Origin of the sequence: Nonlabens ulvanivorans (assembly GCF_000732625.1) — a bacterium.
In the GTDB taxonomy this organism is placed as follows: Bacteria; Bacteroidota; Bacteroidia; order Flavobacteriales; family Flavobacteriaceae; genus Nonlabens; species Nonlabens ulvanivorans.
The window spans coordinates 1,491,173-1,512,542 of record NZ_JPJI01000032.1 but is presented as its reverse complement, the minus strand read 5'-3'; the positions used below and the strand labels follow the sequence as shown (position 1 = coordinate 1,512,542).

The following is a 21,370-nucleotide window of genomic DNA, read 5'->3' as shown; positions in this document are numbered from 1 at the left end:
ACTTAAAATCAGTTACTTTATTCGTTATAATTATAAATACCCTTTATGGGGTATATAATATCATCACATAATCAACCATATTTAACCAACCAAAAACTCAACCCGATGAAAATTAGACTTGCCATTTTATGCTTATGTACTTTTGCCATATTTTCTTGTAAAAATGAAATAAAAGCAGATGAAGATATTGAAAGTAATGAGCGCAAAAAAAAGGATACAAATAGCGCTATTTTAAAAACCAATCAAGATCCTTATGATTACTGTAGTATTCTAGAAACTTCTGTTCAATTAGCAAATACAGATATGGAAACCTACCATATTGCAGAAACCGGTATGAATGATAATATAGGTTTATCTGCAATGATTTATATGGACGTCAACACCAAAACCATTACTCAGATTGATTTTGAATCTAAAAATAATTTTAAGAATGTAGAAACTGCATCATTTGAAAAAGTTGATAACGAATATGTGCTGAAAATAACGCTCCATGAATCACCACAAGCTGGTGATGTATTAACGACTATCACAGCTGCAGTTTTAAAGGACGTAAAGCCTACTATGGATTTTAAAACTGTAATTGACATTAACGACGAAAGTATGACGTGTGGACAAAATAAAATGGATTTATTTATTCCTCTTAAAAAAGGTCATTCCTTTAAAAGACCTAGTTTGAGTAGTGGAAACTAGATTTTTTCTATACATAAGCTTGATTTTGTGCTTTACTCAGATAGGGAATTCCCAATCTACCCAATTAGAGTCGTTAGCAAAATTAAATGCTGCATCTAATTTTGTAGAGTCGAAAGAACTAATAAAAACCATGGATACTCTTGCTTTTTCAAATACTGAAAAAGCAAGGTATTATTATGAAAATGCTATAATAGAATCCAATACATCGACTGATTTAATGCATTCTTACAAGCTGTTATTGTCAGCAAAAAGACATGTTCCTGAAGACTCTCTAGAGCTTAGGTTTAAGATCAATGACGAACTTATCTATACTTACCTTTCAACTATTGAAAATGCGCTGCCGTTTGAAGATCTAGTTAGAGAAAACTGTGATATTGCTCACCTCTCACAAGATCCTAAAATGCTGGTGAATTGTGACTTTTATTATATATATAATGAAGATTATGAGACTGAGGCAAGTATTGAGCGCTCAATAGGCAGATTACACCATTCAAAATATATCGCTAAAGAAAATGATTTAATAGATATGGTGAAAAGCATTGAATTGAATCTAGGTATTTTATACGACCTCGCAAATCGCAAAGACTCTGCTTTATATTATTTTAATTCATTAATCCCTTACTATAAACAGCAAGAAGATTTTGAAACACTTAAAGATTTATATAACAGTAAGGCTCAAACTTTAAAGCAATCTAAAAGATACGAAGAGGCTATTTATTACTACAATAAATCTTTAAATGACCACTACCCTATTGATAATCAAGAAAAAATGGTCATGGTAACTAGAAACTTAGCGGAGGCTTATTACCTTAATAAAAACTATGAAGAAAGTGCCACATTGTATCGTGATAAAATAAGAATTTCAGATTCTCTGAAAACCGTCGCTGCAGCCAGATCCTTAGAAGAACTAGAAGCAAAATATCAAACCACTCAAAAAGAAAAAGAAAATCTAGAACTTAAAGCTGATAAAGAAAAGCAACGCAATCATATTTATGCACTCTCAGGAGCAGCAATAATTTTGTTACTATCTGGTGGCCTCATCTACAACAACCAACGAAAGAAAAAATTAATTGCTCAGAAAGAGCAAATAATCCAAAAAAGTCGTGCCGATACCATTCTTAAAAATCAAGAATTAGCAACCATAGATGCTATGATTACGGGACAAGAAAAAGAACGTAAAAGACTCGCAGAAGAATTACATGACGATCTAGGAAGCACATTAACCACTGTCCGACTATACTTTGAAAACTTAAAAGAACAATTCAGTGAAGAAAAATCCGAACTAGTTTTTAATCGAACAGAGAATCTACTAGATGAAGCATATGAAAAAATACGTCTAATGTCTCATACTAGAAATAGCGGTGTCATGGCTAGTAAGGGATTGATTCCTACTTTGGAATCGCTAGCACACAAAGTTTCACAAGGCGGAAAAGTACATGTAGAGGTATTACATCATGGTCTGGATCAATCCTTAGAAAATAGCCTAGAACTTACTATCTTTAGAATATTGCAAGAATTATTAAGTAATATCATTAAACATGCACAAGCTACAAATGCTGTAATCAGCCTTACCGCATATGAAGACAGTATTAATATTATGGTCGAAGATGATGGTATAGGGTTCAAAAAAGAATCAAATCAAGAAAAGGCTGGTATTGGTTTACATAATATTGAAAAAAGAATTGAAGATTTGGATGGTACCATAGAAATCGATTCTCAATTAAATCACGGAACTACTGTTAATCTAGATATACCCCTAAAATGATAAGATTACTAATAGCCGAAGATCATCAATCGCTCATAGATGGTCTTTTATTACTATTTAAAGATGTTCAAGAGATTGAAGTCGTAGGTACCGCAAAAGATGGTAAAGAGTTACTTGAAAAATTAGATTTTAAAAAGCCAGATGTTCTATTAACAGACATTAGTATGCCACGTATGAATGGTGTTGAATTGTGTAAAAAAGCATTAAAAATACGTCCTACCTTAAAAGTAATTGCCTTCTCCATGTTTAATAACGAAGATGCGATACGAGAAATGATTAAAGCCGGCGCTTATGGTTATATATTAAAAACCAGTAGTCTACAAGAAGTCAAAACTGCTATAATTAAAGCAAGTAAAGGACAACGATACTTTGATGCTTCTATTAATATTAATGAAATAGAAAGCAATGAAATTTCTAATAATAAAACAATACTGTCACCTAGTGAAACGAAAATTTTAAAGTTAATAGCACAAGGAAAAACATCATCAGAAATTGCCGAAATACGATTTACAGCTGTTAGCACAATTATTAAACATCGTAAAAATATTATTCAAAAACTAGGCTTACAAGGCAAAGGAGAGCTGTTAAGATATGCTTTACAAAAACACCAGCATTACAAGTGATTCACAATTGTTAAATGAAATATTTGTTTTTACTAGAAATACTTTAAAATATACCCATTAAAGGGTATTTTATAAATACACAAACTACTTTAACTTTGAATTGTTATACAAGATTGAATAGGAATTATTTCCTTATACAATAATTTTAGGGGGAAGGAAGTCCTGATAAGACTTTCTCATTTACGGTCGGAAATCTTTTCCGGCCGTTTTTTTTATGCTTAATCGTATATTTGATAAATCAAAATTCCCTAAATGAAAGTCCTTAAATACCTCTTTCTCTTTATACTAGTAATTATCATAGGTGCAGCAGTATATTTTTCTTTACAAGATGGTACGTATTATATCACAGAAAAGAAAATAATTAAAGCACCGCCAGAGATGATTTATGAAGAAATTTCAGATTTTAAAAACTGGAACCATTGGAATCCATGGACTAATTCTACTGAAGTAACTAACACGTTAGGTGATATAACGACAGGTATTAATGGAAACTATAGTTTTAAAGATGAATACGGTAATGGTTCTATGACAATTACTGCTTTAGAACCCAACAAAAGTATGGAGTCGGAAATGGAATATCATACTAGTATTTCTGATTCAAAAAGTGTCGTGACAATGACATTAAACCCAGTGCCTGAAGGGACAGAAGTTGTTTGGAATATTAAAGGTGAAGATGGCCTCAAAAATAAGGTTATGAATTTTATTCTAGGATTAGATCTAGAAGAGGAAATCAGACCTATGTATAAAAAAGGCCTCAATAATATAGAAGAATATCTATTAGTAGAAATGAAAAAGTACGAAATCAGTAATCCTGGATTAGTTGATTATGGAGGTGGTTATATACTTTATCAAACAACCTCTACTAGCATGGATAAATTTTCTGGTGAAATGGCAATCATGTTACAAGATATTATGAAGTACATGAAAGAAGAAAATATATCTATGTATGGAATGCCTATGAGTATTTATGAAAAATTTGATCATAATAACAACAGTGTAATTTTTTCTGCAGCTATACCGGTAAGAGATCGTGTAATTCCAGCGACAGACGCAGCGGTATTATGTACTTATATAGAGCCTACAAGAGCGGTTAAGGTTACCTTAAAAGGTACTTATGACCACTTACAAGAAACATGGGATAAGGGGCAATTATTTATGGCACAACAAGGATATATACCTGGATTACAAGCACCATTTGAGGTTTATAAGACAGATCCGGCTTTAACACCTAATCCAGCAGATAACATCACTGAAATATATTTACCAGTTGTAGAAAATGATTAAGCAGCTTCTTTTAGTATTTATTGGTGGAGGCTTCGGTTGTGTACTACGTTTTTTATTTTCTGTATGGATTAATACAGATCAGATCAAATGGATACCTACTATTGTTGCTAATGTTATAGGCTGTTTTTTGTTAGGATTATTTCTATCACTTTCTCATAAAAACATACTAGATAGTCATGGCTATATTTTATTAGGAATAGGCTTTTGCGGTGGCTTAACCACTTTTTCTACCTTTTCTGTAGATGTATTTAAACTCACTAATGAATCTAATTATTTAGGAGCCTTAATTTATCTACTATTAACTATTATTCTAGGATATATAGCCGTTTACTGTGCTTATTATCTAGGCAAACAACTTAATTAATGCCTAAATTATTTATCACCTTACTGTGCTTTTTCATTTTGATATCGTGCCAGCAAGAACAAAAACCTGTATTAACCACCACGAGCTCAACTCAGCACAAAGCTCCTACTCTATTAAAAGACGCCTATAATGTAGGTTTTTTAGTGATGGACGGTACTTTCAATACTGAACTGACTGCTCCATTCGATATTTTTCAACACACACGCTTTCGCGAAAGCGTAAAACCAATGAACACATTTACAGTTGCACAGTCTAAAAATATTATCACAACATTTGAGGGATTGAGGCTGCAGCCAGATTATGATTTTAATGACGCGCCTCGAATTGATATTTTAGTTATTCCAAGTGCCGAGCATCATCTAGATAGTGACTTAGAAAACACTGAGGTAATAAATTGGATTAAACAAACTGGTAGTGCTGCCACTTATATAACATCACATTGCGATGGCGCGTTTATGCTTGCACAAGCAGGCCTATTAGACCACGTGGTGTCAACCACATTCCCTAGTGACGTCCATAAAATGAGGGAAAGATTTCCAAATCTAGACATACGCGAAAATGTATGGTTTGTACACGATGGTAAAGTAATTACTAGTGCTGGTGGTGCACGATCTTTTGAAGCTGCTATGTATTTATGTGATGTACTTTACGGGCCGGATATTACAAATGATCTTGCTGGTGGTTTAGTGTTAGAATACAATCTTGCCGACTATCCACATCTTATAATAAATCAAGAAAAAGAAAATTAATCGCCTGCATCTTTTATAGCATCAGGTAACTCTATAAGATTTTCTATTCCGGATTTTTTCATTTGTTTTTTCACATCTTGCCAGTCCTCTTTTGAAGGTTCTTTAGGTGCTTGATCTTCCGCCAGTTCTGGCTCAAAAGTTAATACAGCCCATGATGGAAAGTGGTCACTTTCAAAATTAGTACCTGTTCCAGCATCCTTTAACCTAAATTCTGGAGAGGTAAGAATATGGTCTAGTGGCCATCGCATTAATGGGTACTGTGCATGGTAGGTATTATAAAAACCTCTACCTATCCTTAAATCTAACAGCTTACCAATCGTTTTAGTAAGTTGAGTGCTATCAGACCAGGCAACATCATTAAAATCCCCTAAGACGATTACTGGAATTTCAGAATTATGACTTGCCATAGCCGTTAAAATCAACTCTTTATCGCGATCTGTACTCATAGGATTGTGCTGTGGCATCGGTGGCGTGGGATGTATGGCATATAGCTGAAACGGTTTTCCATTTCTCATAATCACTTTAGCCTCTATAGAAGGTATATCTGGATCGACTTTAAATCTAATTTTAGTATCGGTAAGTTCTAATTTTGAATAAACCAACATACCATAAGTATTATTTTGTGGTTGTTCAATCTTAAAAGGATATGCCTCACCGATTTGCTGATTGATTTCTTCACTCCATCTTTGGTCGGTTTCTGTAAAAACAATAAGATCCGGTTTTTGCTCCTTAATTTCTTGATAAAGATTATCACCGCTATCATTTTTCTGTAAAACATTAGCCGTATAAATCTCAATTATTGAATCCTCATTAACATGCTCAGAACTATCATTTACCTCAACTTTTACAAAAGGTGTGTAATCGATAAACTTTACAAATTGAAATATAAAACAGCCTATTAAAATACTTATGTAGGCATAATCGTTTACCCATTTGGGTTTAAACGTAAAGAAATATAGAAGGATGGCCAAAAGTGTAAAAGCCGTGAGCTGTAAATGTGGAAAGTCAAAGATGCGTATCCACCAATAGTCTACAGCAATAAGAGGTAATAAACTTAATAAAGCAGCTATTAAGCCTAAAACCTGAAAAATTTTCCTCCACATAAACGTTTTATGTTAAAGATAATGAGTATTACCATTTAACCGTTTATAGTTGAGGAAAATTTAAGTTTATTTATTAAATTTTAATAATTTATTAAAATTGGTTCCTGTTAAAATCATCATTCCCTATTCCTTTAGGATTAGGTCCCCATTGATTAGCACCATGTTTACTATCCTCAACGCAAAAAATTAGTAAGATGATTCCACCTATAAAAGGTATAAGGCCCATAAAGTAAAACCAACCACTACGACCAGTGTCATGCAGTCTTCTTACGATGACAGCTAATGATGGAATTATAGTAGCTAAAATGTATAATAACATAAGAATTCCAAATGGAATTGCTATTGCTTCATTTTCTGATGCAGCTCCTATAATCACAGGTACATACAAAATCATAAATACAATAAAATTAAATAATTGCCAGTACCAGTATTCTGATCTTCTTGCACGACCTGTAAAATCAGTATATTTATTAAAAACCGATTTTACTGCTTCCATCATGGTCATACCATTGGATTCTGGCATAAATGGTTCTCTCTCACGACGTGAGCGTACTTCTGTGTTTTGGGGTTGGTTATTGGTTTCCATATGTTAAATTTAAGAAGGCAATTTAAGCACTTATTTTCTTAAATCTAATAGTGAAATGTAAGATTTTTTTTACTATGCTTTCGCGGAAGCGTTATCTAACAAGACTTCTTTAAAATGGATAACCTATAGCAAAATTGAAAACTGGGTTTTCTATATCAAAATTCCATCGCTCACCAGACGGCATAGATGGGTCATGCCATGGCGCAGCTAGATCAAAACGTATTACAAATCCCTGCACGTCAACTCGCATTCCTAATCCTGCTCCTATCCCAAATTCATTATAAAAATTACTAGAAAATTCACCACCTGGTAATCCACTACCTGCTGTGGTCCATACATTACCTGCGTCTACAAAAAGTGCCCCTTTAAAATAACTGTAAATAGGGAAACGGTATTCAACGTTTGCTTCTAATCGCACATTACCAGATTGATCAAAAAAGGAACGGTCGTCATCGTCCTCTGGACTATAAACTCCTGGCCCTAATGATCTAGTTCTAAAAGCACGAACACTATAAGCTCCACCTGAAAAATATTGCTTACTAAACGGTAACACATCGCTGTTACCATACGGTAAGCCATAACCAGCAAAAAATCGAGTGGCAATACGAGAATCTTTATTCAATAAATAGTGAAATCTGAAGTCTACATCTGCCTTTGCATATTGTGCATATTCTAGTCCTAAAAATTCATTCTTTCCTTCTTCATTTTCTTTACTTAATAAGCTGATGCTATTACCAGCTATATCTACTGTACTATTTACATAAAACAAAGCTTTTTTACGTTCATCTATAAGCTCATTATAAGTAAAAGAATAGGTTAAACCAGAAATGAATTGCTGCTCAAAACTATTTTGTAAAAAGGTATTCTCATCTAGTATTTCTTCAAATTCTGTAGACGTATTTAACAGATTTACATAGTTAATAGAAATAGGATTGAACTCGTGTGTTACATATCGATTTGCTTGCCAAGTATAACCAAAACTACCTGAAAAAGTTAACAAGCTATATAGTTGACTTCTATTTAAAATAGTTGCGCTGAGACTGGTTTTGGTCTTAGGAATTGCATATTCGAAATAATCACTATCTACGTTTATAGGCGCCAGCATGCGTGGAAAGATTAAATCTGCTCCTAGTCCGAATTCTGTACTAGTCTGTCCGGCATCACTATTTCCTGCTATTTGCACTTCATAAGTACCAGTTGCTTTTATATTAAGGACTTCACCACCTTTAAAAAGATTACGGTTAGAAAACGTAAGTCCTAAACTAGGACCCGTAAAATCATTGGATTTAGTTACCGCCTGTAATTCTGCACGGATAGCTCTTTTATTCAAAGGCGATAAATAAATACTAGCTTCTAAATAATTAAGACTGTCGTTGGATTCTTGTAGTTCTTTATATTCTATATTGACAAATTTATAAGCACCTATGGATCCTAATCGTCGACTAGTGGCTCTAGACTTAGTAGGATTGTATAAATCACCTGGTTCTAACAATATAAAAGGATCTAACCGATCTGGTCTAAAAAAATCAGATTCTTGTATGTAATCCTTATCAGCATAATGTACACTATCTATAACCACAGTATCATTACTTGTTACATTATATGGGTAGACTTTTACAGCCTTTATTTGATAAGGCTTTATTGCTTTAGTAGGTACGTCTTTTTTGAGCTTTAAGAATAAATCAAACCTTCTATTATCATACTGATTAGTATCTGCCTGAAATATTAAAAACCCAGAATTAAAATTATAATAGCCTTTGCTTTTAAGGTTGTTATCTATACGCTCTCGCTCTTGCGTTAAGGCAGACAGATCAAAGCGAGATCCCACTTTAATGGGAGAATCTGACAATTGATTTTCTAGAACTTTATAAAATGGTATAGAATCATTATCAACCTGATAGGTTTTTAATCTATACGGATTAGGTAAACTTACTTGATAGGTTACACTACCTTCTTTTTGCTTTTCGTTTTCAATAGTTTTTGAAGTTATATTAGAGAAGAAAAAACCTCTATTCTCTAATCTATTGCGCAATAGATCTTTAGTTGCCTCTTGTTCTACATCAGATAAATACACAGGCTTCTCTCCTATCTTTCTATTCATAAATCGCGCTATAAAGCCACCACTATCCCTTTTAACCTTATAATAGTAATGCAAGCCTGGTCTCATTCCTAAAAAAGTGCTATTAGGTTGCGGTGATATAGTGAGATCTAATTGAGCTTTTAACGCAGCAACATCTTTTACATCTGTAAGTGAATCTAGCTTAATATCAACATATGTTTCATTAAGCAATAGTTCATCTTCAGGCACATATTTTTTAACAGCGCAAGAAGTTATAATTAAGAAAAAACTTAAGGTTATAAAACCGTGTATGTAACTGTTTGCTTTCAATGGCCTGATTTACTTATTATTTGATTCTGATGATTTTATGTCTTCTTGCTGCTCTTCTTCTTCCTCTTTGCGAGCCTTTTGATTTTCTTCAAGAACTGTTTTAGCAAATAAATTTTTGAATTCATTAAACTCTTTGGTGAATATTAATGATATACCACTAACAATTAACTGCCCGTCGATGACATTATCATACTGATTTCTACGAAAACCCTTTAAACGCCATTGACCAGTTTGAGATAACAAATACTCAATACTCACATTACCTATCACTGGAGTTTCTTCACCATCTTGTGCAGATCCTTGTATATCCACCTCGCTACCTACACTCACAACCAGACGATCATTCAGTAATTTTTTGCTAGCTGTGACATCCAGCTGTGTACGTTCTTGAGAGCTGGTACCTTGATAATCGGTATAACTATCTACACCAAAGCTAAAATCTATACCGGTCTTACCCAATAGCTTACCTCCATATTGATTCAATTGATCACTTAAAGCTTGATTTAAATTATCTCTTGCAATAGTTGCCGTGCCGCCATTACTTCCATCTGCACCAGAGGTAGGGAAAAATCGGTTAAGTACGAGAAGAGAAAAAACTTGTTTATTTAATTCTTGATCCTGACTGTTGAGTTGTTGCAATCTACCATATACCTGACCGCCCACAGCACCTTGTTCATCATTTGGTAAATCTATTTTAAAACTAATTTCTGGTTGCATTAATTCACCATCAACATTTAAATACACTAAGAAAGGTAATTGCTGTCGGAAACTATTCTTAGTACTCAAATCTGCACCACTAGTTTGACTCGCCATTAAAGCGCTGGCACTAGTTTCTACCTTATAAATAGCACTAACATCTAGGTTAGCATCAAAAGGATCACCAGACCAAGTAACGCTACCACCTTTGGCTAGATCAAATCTTCTAGATACTATCTCATATAAATTGAGTTGATAGTAACCACTATCGATTTCATATCGTCCCGTTAACGTCATTCTACCGTTAGGTGTCATTCTATACTTAAGATCACCACTTCCAGCTACTTGTAGATTATCGCCTGTGCTAGGGTCAATGATAATCTTCAATTTTGCGTCATCTCTTATTTTAAAATTTGCTGTAATATCAAATCCTGTAAGGGTAGCAGATTCCTCTTCAGTCTGCGTTAAAATTGCATCGGGATTTTGCCTATTCACAAATTGTACGATACCATCACGTTGAACCACATCTAACTCTGTTGCCGGAACAACATAGGTGATATCTGTAACGTCTTTAACGGTAAGATCTAAGTTAATAACTGGCACCGTAAGATTACCAGTTATAGCCGCACTGGCGTCAAAGGTTGCCTGACCATAATACAGGTCATTATCTTCTTCACTACTATTTAATGCTGTGAAATCTTTAGCCTTTAATTTTAAATTAAAAGTCGGTACTAATAAGTTCTCAGTTCCAATATTACCATCAACAGTAAATATATCACCTTGAGCGTCTGCTATACGCAACTTTTTTAAAGTAATACCTGCATTATCCACAACTATTTTTTCATCTTTTAAAGTAAAATTAGTATCCAACATCGTGACATTTACACTAGCATTATCAAATCTCAATGATCCATTATAATTGGGGTCAATTGTTGTACCTGTAACTTTGAAATTACCATTAATGGATCCACTACCATCCTTGAGAAAATCATCTGATAGCCCAGCAATGGTCGACATATTTACTTTACTGATATTTAAATCGAGGTTCAGATTTGCTGTAGTATCTGTGGCTTGATAATCACCGCTAAGATCAAAATCAACGTCATCTCCTTTAACAGCTAGATTCATATCATAACGTGAACCATTTAATGATTTTGCATTTAGGTTTAATTGACCTAAAGGTACTTCCATCGCATGTAAATCATTAATCTGTAAATCAGCAAGTATACCTGTCGCCCCATAAATATCATTAAGTATAAATTCCCCATTAACAGTTCCGGTTGCTAATTTTTCATCAGAATTTAAATAACTTAATAAGCCTTGAAGCTTAAAATTCTTAAGCAAAAGAGCGATATGTTCCTTATCCGTATTAGGACGATCGCTTCTTAATTCTATACTTTGATTATCATTACTTAATTTAAAATTACTGAATAGCAATCGTTGCTCACCTACTGCTATTTCATTAGAATCAGGTATGGTCCACGGTTGTTTATTAAGAATTAAATCATCTATGGATAGATTAAATATAAGGTTATCAATTCCATCGATATCACGCTTTCGCGAAAGCGTGCTCGCAAAGTGAATTAATCTTTCTTCATCATCATAAGAAGTGAAATCTAGGTTAAGTTTATTCTCTGCAACGATACCTGTCAAAGCTGTGCGCTTAATATTTATAGGTCCTGCAGCAATATTTTTAAATCCTAATTGAAATTGTAAATTTTGAGCGTCTGACTGAGATGAAATCACTAAACTATCGATCTCGCTATCTGCATATTTGATATAATCTACCTTAATATCACTATCTAATTTACGCTCTTTTTCATTAAAATCCACTGCTATATTGATCGTGTCTAAGGTTTGTAATTGTGGTAAAATCACATCACGTAAGATAGGTGCTGGTCTTATGTTACCTTTAATTTTCATTACAACCGGTTGTAAGGTGTCCATGTCCTGATTGGTCGTTAGATACCTATCTATATGGCGTTGTAATGCTGCGGTTATATTTGCTGGATCTGCATTAGATCTCAATTCTAGATCTAGCATTTTGTTATTCACATTTAAAGAAGTAGAATCGTTGGTTACAAAGGCATCCATACTTAAGGCACCTAACAAATATGACTGTTCATCAAATACAGCAATTCCATCTTCTACAGTAGAGCTAATTTTATAACTAGCTTCATTACCAGAATAAGACATCTCTACTTTACCAGCAGCTTTTACATTTTGAGAAGTGATACCGAAAGCTCTCAAATCTATTCCAGCGATATCGATAATGGCATTTACATCATTTGCATTTTGGTTCAATTTAAGATTTGCGTCTAACGCTATATTGATATTATCGTCCTTAAATTTTGAAGTAATTATCCCAGCTCCATTATTCATACTTCCTTTAATCGGGATATTAGTTAATGGATAGTCGTTGTAAGCAAAGCTAGTTATGGTGCCATCAATACTAGCATCTAGATCATTGACATTAGAACTACTACCACTTGTCTGAAGTTGTAAGCTTAAGTTCCCCAATTCTGGCATAGAAAGCATTTTTGATAGCTCTAATTCTTCCAGAAATAATTTAGAGTCAAATTCAATTTTTTCACCATTTTTGAAATCACCATCGATTATCATTGAACCATAACTGGTCATTAGATTTGCTTTTCCCTGCACATTATTAACATTACCTGATACATTTGCTGTTAATTGTGCTTTTTGTGGTAAGGTAATGCCTAGGTCTTTTTCATTTATGAATGGTAACAATGAATTTCTATCGGTAACAACTTTTATGTTAGGTAAGTTAAACGTTAGTTGATCTACATCGGTAACTTGAGTTAAAGTACCATTTGCGGTTACAGAATTGCGTCCCCAATTTAAAGTAAAGCGATCTATTTTTAAATTTTCAGTGCTACCAGTAGCAGTCAGTCGTCCTGTTAATGGTTGTTTTGATAATTGCTTTACATATTCATTTCTAGATAAATCAGGCTGGAAACTATAAAGATCTTTTAAGTCAAATATATACGATGGTATCGTTGCGTTTACTTTTAATGATTCTGGATTATTAATAAGCTGGTCAATACCATTGTATGCTAAACCAATTGATCCATCAATGGAACTATTATTAACTCTTGCTATTAAGTCTTTTATAATCAAATCATTATCTGTCACATTAATTTCACCTCTTAATTGATTAACCGTCAATCCAGAGTACTCCTTAAGTGAAGTATTATCTAACACTACACGCGCACTTTTATCGGCAAGGTTAAAATTGCGTAAATCAACATTAATATCTGTCAACGAAATTGCGTCTGGCGATAATTGAGTAGTTGATGGTTGCGCACCATTTAGGCTATATAAAAAGCTGTTGTTTTTAAAATTTAACTTATTTAAGGAAACATTTAAATCTGGCCATTCAATTGCTATAGGTTCATTGTTTGATTGTAGAGATGAATCTGCAATTTCAATCATAGATAATTCTATATGACTATCCTGCAATTTCACACCATCTACCACGTATTGACTATTCTGAACGTCTGCCTTAGGAATAGATGATTCTAAAACGCCAAAATGAGTTTGCAGCACAATGGCTTCTGGTTTTGAATTGTAATTTAATTCAACATTTGTCAATTGTAAATTACGAGCTGATAACAATGGTAATGGAGAATCATTTGCATCATCTGTAATGGCCTCTGCTAGGTTCGTATCTTGCTCAGGGAAATCATCTGTTTCAGATTTAGCAAATGAGGTAACTATATCTTGCTCATAATTGATAATGGCATTTTTAAGTGACAGATTTTCAATGTCAACTACCATGCGCTCTAGATCTAGTTCATTCATTTCTAGAATTAACTCATCAAAGATTGCAGTTGCATCCATCTCACCTACTTGATCTTTGTAAATTACATCAAAATTTGTAAGAACGATATTCCCTATATTAAGATTTAATGGTTGACTAGCCGTTGTATCTGGTGCGGTAGCAAACGCATCCATTAAAAACTGATAATTAAAACCTTCAATAGAATCTTTTCTAACAACTCTAGCTGTAAGACCATTCCATTTAAGATAATCTAAATCTATACCGGTACCATTTATCAATGGCCATAATGCCATGTCAGCTTCTAAGCTACGAGAATACACTAGTGTGTCATTGTTAACATCACCCATATATAAGCCATCAACTTGAATATTACCATCAAAAGTAATGAAGGCACGATCTAACTGGATTTCAGTTCCTGTTTTGCCTTTCACATAATCGATTACCTGTCCTACAATGATACTTTGTCCCCATGGACTGCGTATGAACAGCAGCAATAAAATGAGGAAAATAAGTATTCCTAACATGGTGCGTGCAAATCTGCGCAGCCATCTGTATGGTGATTTTATAGAAGTTTGTGATTTTTGTTTTTGCACCTATTTTTCGGAATATAACCTTAAGTTCTTAATAGAGTGCAAATTGCTAAAAGTTCAATGATTTAACATAATTAGCCACGGTAAATTTCTGTTAAGAATGTATAATCAGACAAATAATTAGCCTAAAAACGTTTTAATAGAAATAGATATAATAAACATTAAGATATTTGATCTACGCTTTCGCGAAAGCGTAAATAAAAATGCTTACTACATTAATATTAAGCCTTTTTAGTAGGACGTTCTCCTAGATCATATTTAAAACCAAGACCGATGACCTGTCTAATTTGAAAACCTCGGGTTGTATTATCATCATATATCGCCTGAAACTCAAAGTTACCACTGATGTATTTATTGACCTTCAGAAATAAATTAAGGTTATAATCGATATCAATATTCTCAGGATCTGCTAGATAGTCGCTATATAAACTTATTACATTTTCCATTTGTATATTTTTGGCAACCTCAAATTTTGTATAACCACGGAAAGAGGCTCCTACTTCCCATCTAGCTGTTTTATTAGCCTCTACCCCAAAAAATGGTGTGTAGTCATCAACCGCATCTGGATCATTGATATCGACGTCAGTGAAGCTAGATGATACGGTTATTAATCTAGTAGTAGCAGGTGCGATGTTGAAATTGAAGTTTTTAGATTTTTTCCATAAAAAACCTAAACCTAATTGAAAATATGAAGGTGAAAAACCGCCTGAGGTCTCGCGTCGCTTTTGAATAGATCTGGTAACGCCATCGTCACCTGTTTCTTCTTCTGTAAAGAATTCATATCCAGAAATAAATTGTGATCTAAAATTGAAAATCGTACTATAATTCCAGTAGCTCTGTTTAATTTGATTACCTAGTATACTATTCAATTCTAGACGATCAGTCGTCTTGCGCAAGTAGCGCTGATCTTTTACCTGAGAAAGACCAAAATCACTAATTAATTTAGTATCCCACGATAACTTCTTACGCTTGTATTGCATGTCATAACTGATCCCTAGGTTACCTGATACATTAGTAACTCCACCACCTTGCCAGTCGTCATTAAAAGCACTTTGATTAAATAAAAAACTTACTCTTCCCCATGATGCCCAGTTCGTACTTTGAGCAGTAGGGATACTGTCTTGTGCAATGGTTACACCACTTATTAAAAAGAAAAGAAACGATACTATAACAGACTTCAAACTATAATTTTAAGGGTAAAAAGCAAATATATCATTACTATACTTTTATACATATCATCATCATTACTTTAAGTTTTCTTTAAGTTTTAGAAACCTTCTATTAAAAGGATTAATACAGAAAAAGCCTCTAGTTAACGAGAGGCTTTGTTTTAATTATTATAGAATAAATATTATTCCACAACCAACTTCTTTACCTTTTGTCCTAGGTCACTTTGAATAGTAACAAAGTAAATTCCAGAGCTTAAGTTTTCTAGAGAAATACGTTGATCAGTTGAATTTCCAGTAAAATTAGTTTGAGATAACATTCTACCATTCATATCCATTATCGTTGCACTTTTTAAACGATTTGTAGCTGTCAAGTTAATATAACTACTTGCTGGATTCGGAAACATATTAATAACGGTAGAAGAATTATCGGTTAAACTTGCTGTGGCTTGCGATGGAAGAATTAGATAAGGTAAACCAATACGGCCTGTTGTTCCAGGCGCCAACATTATGGCATTATCCGTATAATTTGCACCTTGACCTAAAACATTTGGGCTTTGAATTGCACCTAAACTCGCTTGACAGTTTTTTGAAGCATAAATTTTACCGTCTTGAGCTAACTGTAAATCTCCGTGCCTTACGTTATTGAGTGTTGAATTGTTTAACACGATTGGATTTGCTTCCCAACCTGCTGGCATTGATAAATCATATTGAAGCACTGCTCTTTGGTTAGTAGTATTACAATCTAAACTCGATGTATCAGTGTTACCATTGATATATAATAAACTTGAGTCTGGTGAAAATTCAGCCCCATAAAATCTGTTATAAATACTATTTGTAGATAATCTTATTGGGTTTGTTACCACACCTGTATTTATATCAAAATCAAATAAAGCTGCATTAAATCCATCAGTTAAAATTAATTTAGTTCCATCATTAGATATTTTTAAAATGCCATCTCGTCCTGATAATAAATAATTTGGAACAGAAGTAAAATTACTAGTTACTCTTGTACTAGTGTCGATTATTCCATTTTGGATTTTAATCGAGTAAATGCGTAATGTTGGATAATCAAAATAAGTAGTTAACACCCAATTTGAATTGCCATTCGAATTTATAAAAGCAGTTACCTTTTCCTGAGTTGCAAATTGTACATTATGACTATAATTCTGAATAGGTATAATATCACCTAAACCATTATCTAAGCTCATATCCACTATTTGATAATCTAATGCTGGGCCTGGCACCAAATCCGACCAAAACGTTCTTAAAATAAAATAAGTATTTGTGGAACTTGGATCTTTAACAATCAACTGCTGACTATAAGTATCAGTTGAACCATAACTAGGAGAGTTGCTCATGAGAACATGATTTCTATTCCAAACTAACCTACCATTTGTATAGAAAAGTAAGTTCCCATTCGAATCACTCACTGTACTACAGCCTGCAACGGTACTCATAGCACTATTACTTAACGCTGTAGGTGGAGAAGTTGAAAAGTCCAATCCAGCATTCTCTCCAAAATACCAAAAATTGCCTTCGTTTTGAGCGAATATTGAAAACCCTGAAAACAGAAATATCAATAGCTTTAATCTTCTCATAATCAAATATTTCCTACAATTAAAGAAGATTATTTGAATTGAGATTGAATGAACTTATTTTTTAGAAAACATTAACATTCTATACTTAAATTAAAAAAGCGCAAACCCATAGGTTTGCGCTTTTAGTAAAAATTGTAATTTGTATGATTGCTCTTTATCAAGCTTTGAGAAAGGTACAGAAACCAATATTCATCCGGATAAGCGATTCATACGCTAGCAGAGCTTGAAATCATTCAAGGTTCAAAAGATCCTGAAGCGAGTTCGGGATAAGCGACCACTAAGGCTTTGCAATTGCAAAGCCAAGTGTCTGCTTACATATTTCGTCTATACTGTCCTCCTACTTCAAACAACGCTTCAGTAATCTGACCTAAAGTACAAATCTTAGTAGCTTCCATTAGATGCTCAAAAATATTTTCTTGTTTAACAGCAGCTTGTTGTATGTTAGATAGTTGTTCTTGTTGCGCTTTCGCGAAAGCGGTATGTAGATTATCCTTAGTACTAATTTGTGCTTGTTTCTCTTCTTCAGTCGCACGTATCACCTCAGCTGGTAAAACGGTTGGGCTACCTTTAGAACTTAAGAATGTGTTCACTCCTATGATTGGGAACTCGCCTGTGTGCTTTAACATCTCATAGTGCATAGATTCTTCTTGAATCTTGCTGCGCTGGTACATGGTTTCCATGGCTCCTAGAACTCCACCACGTTCTGTAATGCGGTCGAATTCTTCTAGAACTGCCGCTTCAACTAGATCCGTCAACTCCTCTATGATAAATGCACCTTGAATAGGGTTCTCATTTTTGGCAAGACCTAATTCTTTATTAATAATCAACTGAATCGCCATCGCACGTCTTACAGATTCTTCTGTAGGTGTGGTAATCGCCTCGTCATAAGCATTAGTATGCAACGAGTTACAGTTATCATTAATCGCATACAGTGCTTGCAATGTCGTACGGATGTCGTTAAAGTCTATTTCTTGAGCATGTAGTGAACGACCACTGGTCTGGATGTGGTATTTCAACATTTGAGCACGAGAATTTGCTCCGTATTTGTTCTTCATCGCTTTGGCCCAAATCTTTCTCGCCACACGACCGATCACTGAATACTCAGGATCGATACCGTTTGAGAAGAAGAAACTCAGGTTAGGACCAAATTTATTGATGTCCATACCACGGCTCAAATAGTACTCTACATAAGTGAATCCGTTTGCTAATGTGAAAGCCAATTGCGTGATAGGATTTGCACCAGCCTCTGCAATGTGATAACCTGAGATGGACACACTGTAGAAGTTACGCACTTTTTCTTCAATAAAATACTGCTGTACATCTCCCATCAAACGCAGTGCAAATTCTGTAGAGAAAATACACGTGTTTTGTGCTTGATCTTCTTTTAAGATATCTGCTTGAACGGTACCACGCACTTGCGCTAGCGTTTCCATCTTGATACGAGCATAGTCTGCTGGATCTAGGATTTGATCTCCTGTTAAACCAAGAAGCATTAAACCTAAACCGTCATTACCTTCAGGCAGTTTGCTGGTATCAACCTGTCCGTTTTTAGAATATACTTTTTCGCCTTGAGCGTTTAAATAAGAAGGACGTTCTACATTATTATCATCATAAACCTCTTTAAGCTTTGCCTCTACTTTATCGCCTAAACCATTCTCAGTGATAAATCGTTCACAGTTCTGATCGATGGCAGCATTCATAAAGAACCCTAATAGCATAGGCGCTGGACCATTAATAGTCATAGAAACCGAGGTCATAGCGTGCGACAAATCAAAACCAGAATACAATTTCTTTGCATCATCCAGACAGCAAATACTTACTCCAGCATTACCGATTTTTCCATAAATATCTGGTCGCAATCCTGGATCATTACCGTAAAGAGTCACACTATCAAAAGCTGTGCTTAAACGTTTTGCTGGCATACCTAGACTCACGTAGTGGAAACGCTTATTAGTACGTTCTGGTCCACCTTCACCGGCAAACATTCTGGTAGGATCTTCTCCAGTGCGTTTGAAAGGATATAATCCTGCTGTATAAGGGAATTCTCCTGGCACGTTTTCTTGTAAGCACCATTTTAAAATATCGCCCCAAGCGCTGTATTTAGGCAACGCTACCTTAGGAATCATTTTGTGAGATAGTGACTCTGTATGTGTTTCAATTTTAATGACTTTGTCACGTACTTGAAACTCATAAATAGGTTGCTTGTACTTATTTACTTTTTCATCCCAACCGGTAATTACTTCCCAGTTATATGGATCAAGGTCTTTTAATGATTTGTTGAATTGTGCGATTAGAAGATTCATAAAATCTACATCGTCTGCCAAAACTAGAGATAAAATGTACTCTTCATTTAATCCTTTATCGGTAATTAAACGCTCTCTGTTTTCTACCGCAGGTGCGTTTTCATTTTGATCTAATAAAGTATTGACCGTTTGAAAAACACCATATAATTTCTGTGCCACTTTAGATTGAGCTGCAGCAGTATTATCATAAGCTCTATTACTTTCGGCAATCTCACTTAAGTAACGTGTTCTTGCTGGAGGAATTACAAAGATTTTTTCGCTTTGCGCTTTATTAAGTTCATTTTTAGAACTTAAGTCCACACCTGTTTTCTCTGTAACCTCAGCCATTAGCGCTTCATACAACGCATTCATTCCTGGATCGTTGAATTGGCTTGCTATGGTTCCATAAACTGGTAGCGTTGCAGGATCTGCTTCCCATAAGTTATGATTGCGCTGGTATTGTTTTTTTACATCGCGTAATGCATCTAGTGAACCACGTTTATCAAATTTATTGATTGCCACTACGTCTGCAAAATCAAGCATGTCGATTTTCTCTAGTTGTGTCGCCGCACCAAATTCTGGAGTCATTACATATAATGACACATCACTGTGTTCTAAGATTTCAGTATCACTCTGCCCTATTCCACTAGTTTCTAAAATGATTAAATCATAGTCTGAAGCTTTTAAAACGTCAACTGCTTCTTGCACATGTTTAGAAAGTGCTAGATTAGATTGTCGAGTTGCCAGAGACCTCATGTAAACACGATCGTTATTAATAGCATTCATGCGTATTCTATCACCTAGTAATGCACCACCAGTTTTACGTTTTGATGGATCTACAGATATGATTCCTATATTTTTCTCTGGGAAATCGATTAAAAACCTGCGTATTAATTCATCTACAAGTGATGACTTACCAGCACCACCGGTTCCTGTAATTCCTAGAACTGGTGCTTGTTTTTCAGTTTTATCGGCTTCTGCAAAATGTTTGGTAAAATCATCGTGACGGTTTTCGGCTAGCGAGATTAATCTAGCAATGGTAGGAACGTGATTTTCTAGTAGCTCTCCGTTTAATTGCGCTTTCGCGAAAGCAGGTACAGGAACATCACATTGCTTCACTAAATCATTAATCATTCCTTGCAATCCCATCTCACGTCCATCGTCTGGTGAATAGATGCGTGTGATTCCATAATCCATCAATTCTTGAATCTCTGATGGTAGAATCACTCCACCACCACCACCAAAAATCTTGATGTGTCCTGCGCCTTTTTCTACTAATAAATCACGCATATACTTAAAGTACTCGTTATGACCACCTTGATAAGAGGTCATGGCGATACCATTTGCATCTTCTTGAATAGCAGTATTTACTACTTCTTCTACACTTCTATCGTGACCTAAATGAATGACTTCACAACCGGTAGATTGAATGATACGACGCATAATATTAATTGCGGCATCATGACCGTCAAAAAGACTAGCTGCAGTTACGATACGTACTTTATTTACTGGGATATATGGAGTTTGATCTTGCATTATGATATTCTCAATTTATAAAAGCAAAATTACGAAATCGATAGCGTAGTATGATATATTGTATTTAAACTTTTACATTTATTTATAGTCTTAATTTTATTCTTATTCTTGTTACTCATTCATTATAAAACAACCGATTAT

General features: G+C 34.4%; 13 protein-coding genes. 6 read left to right on the top strand and 7 right to left on the bottom strand.

What is annotated here, in order from left to right:
* The first annotated feature begins 105 nt into the window (after window positions 1-105).
* The 6 genes from IL45_RS13850 to IL45_RS13825 all read left to right on the top strand — a co-directional run bounded on the left by IL45_RS13850 (window position 106) and on the right by IL45_RS13825 (window position 5,475).
* Window positions 106-690, top strand: coding sequence for a hypothetical protein (locus IL45_RS13850; RefSeq protein ID WP_036584955.1), 585 nt, complete (start codon window positions 106-108; stop codon window positions 688-690).
* The gene (locus IL45_RS13845; RefSeq protein ID WP_146128683.1) at window positions 680-2,455 is read left to right on the top strand and encodes a tetratricopeptide repeat-containing sensor histidine kinase; all 1,776 of its coding nucleotides are present in this window, start codon (window positions 680-682) and stop codon (window positions 2,453-2,455) included. The genes IL45_RS13850 and IL45_RS13845 overlap by 11 nt, the downstream gene beginning before the upstream one ends.
* Window positions 2,452-3,078, top strand: a complete 627-nt coding sequence (locus tag IL45_RS13840) for a response regulator transcription factor (protein ID WP_036584952.1) — start codon at window positions 2,452-2,454, stop codon at window positions 3,076-3,078. The genes IL45_RS13845 and IL45_RS13840 overlap by 4 nt, the downstream gene beginning before the upstream one ends.
* Before the next feature lie 252 nt (window positions 3,079-3,330).
* The gene (locus IL45_RS13835) at window positions 3,331-4,362 is read left to right on the top strand and encodes an SRPBCC family protein (RefSeq protein WP_036584951.1); all 1,032 of its coding nucleotides are present in this window, start codon (window positions 3,331-3,333) and stop codon (window positions 4,360-4,362) included.
* Window positions 4,355-4,726 carry a fluoride efflux transporter CrcB gene (gene crcB, locus IL45_RS13830; protein ID WP_036584950.1) on the top strand — a complete coding sequence of 124 codons (372 nt, stop codon included), beginning with the start codon at window positions 4,355-4,357 and terminating at the stop codon, window positions 4,724-4,726. Before IL45_RS13835 ends, crcB begins: the two co-directional genes overlap by 8 nt.
* Window positions 4,726-5,475, top strand: a complete 750-nt coding sequence (locus IL45_RS13825) for a DJ-1/PfpI family protein (protein WP_036584949.1) — start codon at window positions 4,726-4,728, stop codon at window positions 5,473-5,475. Before crcB ends, IL45_RS13825 begins: the two co-directional genes overlap by 1 nt.
* Here IL45_RS13825 and IL45_RS13820 read toward each other — a convergent pair.
* From IL45_RS13820 to IL45_RS13790, 7 genes are all read right to left on the bottom strand, one after another.
* Window positions 5,472-6,578, bottom strand: a complete 1,107-nt coding sequence (locus IL45_RS13820; protein WP_036584947.1) for an endonuclease/exonuclease/phosphatase family protein — start codon at window positions 6,576-6,578, stop codon at window positions 5,472-5,474. The two genes, IL45_RS13825 and IL45_RS13820, sit on opposite strands and share 4 nt — an antisense overlap.
* 91 nt (window positions 6,579-6,669) lie before the next feature.
* A complete protein-coding gene (locus IL45_RS13815; protein ID WP_235183359.1) occupies window positions 6,670-7,164 on the bottom strand; it encodes a DUF805 domain-containing protein in 495 nt (164 codons plus the stop codon).
* A gap of 109 nt (window positions 7,165-7,273) precedes the next feature.
* Window positions 7,274-9,553: a translocation and assembly module lipoprotein TamL gene (tamL, locus tag IL45_RS13810; RefSeq protein ID WP_051788742.1), complete on the bottom strand. Its 2,280-nt coding sequence runs from the start codon at window positions 9,551-9,553 to the stop codon at window positions 7,274-7,276.
* A gap of 9 nt (window positions 9,554-9,562) precedes the next feature.
* Window positions 9,563-14,578, bottom strand: coding sequence for a translocation/assembly module TamB (locus tag IL45_RS13805; RefSeq protein ID WP_200875755.1), 5,016 nt, complete (start codon window positions 14,576-14,578; stop codon window positions 9,563-9,565).
* Between the two features lie 287 nt (window positions 14,579-14,865).
* Complete coding sequence (locus IL45_RS13800; RefSeq protein WP_036584945.1) at window positions 14,866-15,825, bottom strand: DUF3078 domain-containing protein; 960 nt, start codon at window positions 15,823-15,825, stop codon at window positions 14,866-14,868.
* A gap of 170 nt (window positions 15,826-15,995) precedes the next feature.
* Window positions 15,996-17,411, bottom strand: a complete 1,416-nt coding sequence (locus IL45_RS13795; RefSeq protein ID WP_036584943.1) for a T9SS type A sorting domain-containing protein — start codon at window positions 17,409-17,411, stop codon at window positions 15,996-15,998.
* 311 nt (window positions 17,412-17,722) lie between these two features.
* Window positions 17,723-21,229: a methylmalonyl-CoA mutase family protein gene (locus IL45_RS13790; RefSeq protein WP_036584942.1), complete on the bottom strand. Its 3,507-nt coding sequence runs from the start codon at window positions 21,227-21,229 to the stop codon at window positions 17,723-17,725.
* Between the last annotated feature and the right edge of the window lie 141 nt (window positions 21,230-21,370).

Coding starts and splice junctions, on each gene's coding strand:
- IL45_RS13850 (WP_036584955.1), top strand. CDS start 106: ATGAAAATTAGACTTGCCATTTTATGCTTATGTACTTTTGCCATATTT.
- IL45_RS13840 (WP_036584952.1), top strand. CDS start 2,452: ATGATAAGATTACTAATAGCCGAAGATCATCAATCGCTCATAGATGGT.
- IL45_RS13835 (WP_036584951.1), top strand. CDS start 3,331: ATGAAAGTCCTTAAATACCTCTTTCTCTTTATACTAGTAATTATCATA.
- crcB (WP_036584950.1), top strand. CDS start 4,355: ATGATTAAGCAGCTTCTTTTAGTATTTATTGGTGGAGGCTTCGGTTGT.
- IL45_RS13825 (WP_036584949.1), top strand. CDS start 4,726: ATGCCTAAATTATTTATCACCTTACTGTGCTTTTTCATTTTGATATCG.
- IL45_RS13820 (WP_036584947.1), bottom strand. CDS start 6,578: ATGTGGAGGAAAATTTTTCAGGTTTTAGGCTTAATAGCTGCTTTATTA.
- IL45_RS13815 (WP_235183359.1), bottom strand. CDS start 7,164: ATGGAAACCAATAACCAACCCCAAAACACAGAAGTACGCTCACGTCGT.
- IL45_RS13805 (WP_200875755.1), bottom strand. CDS start 14,578: ATGTTAGGAATACTTATTTTCCTCATTTTATTGCTGCTGTTCATACGC.
- IL45_RS13795 (WP_036584943.1), bottom strand. CDS start 17,411: ATGAGAAGATTAAAGCTATTGATATTTCTGTTTTCAGGGTTTTCAATA.
- IL45_RS13790 (WP_036584942.1), bottom strand. CDS start 21,229: ATGCAAGATCAAACTCCATATATCCCAGTAAATAAAGTACGTATCGTA.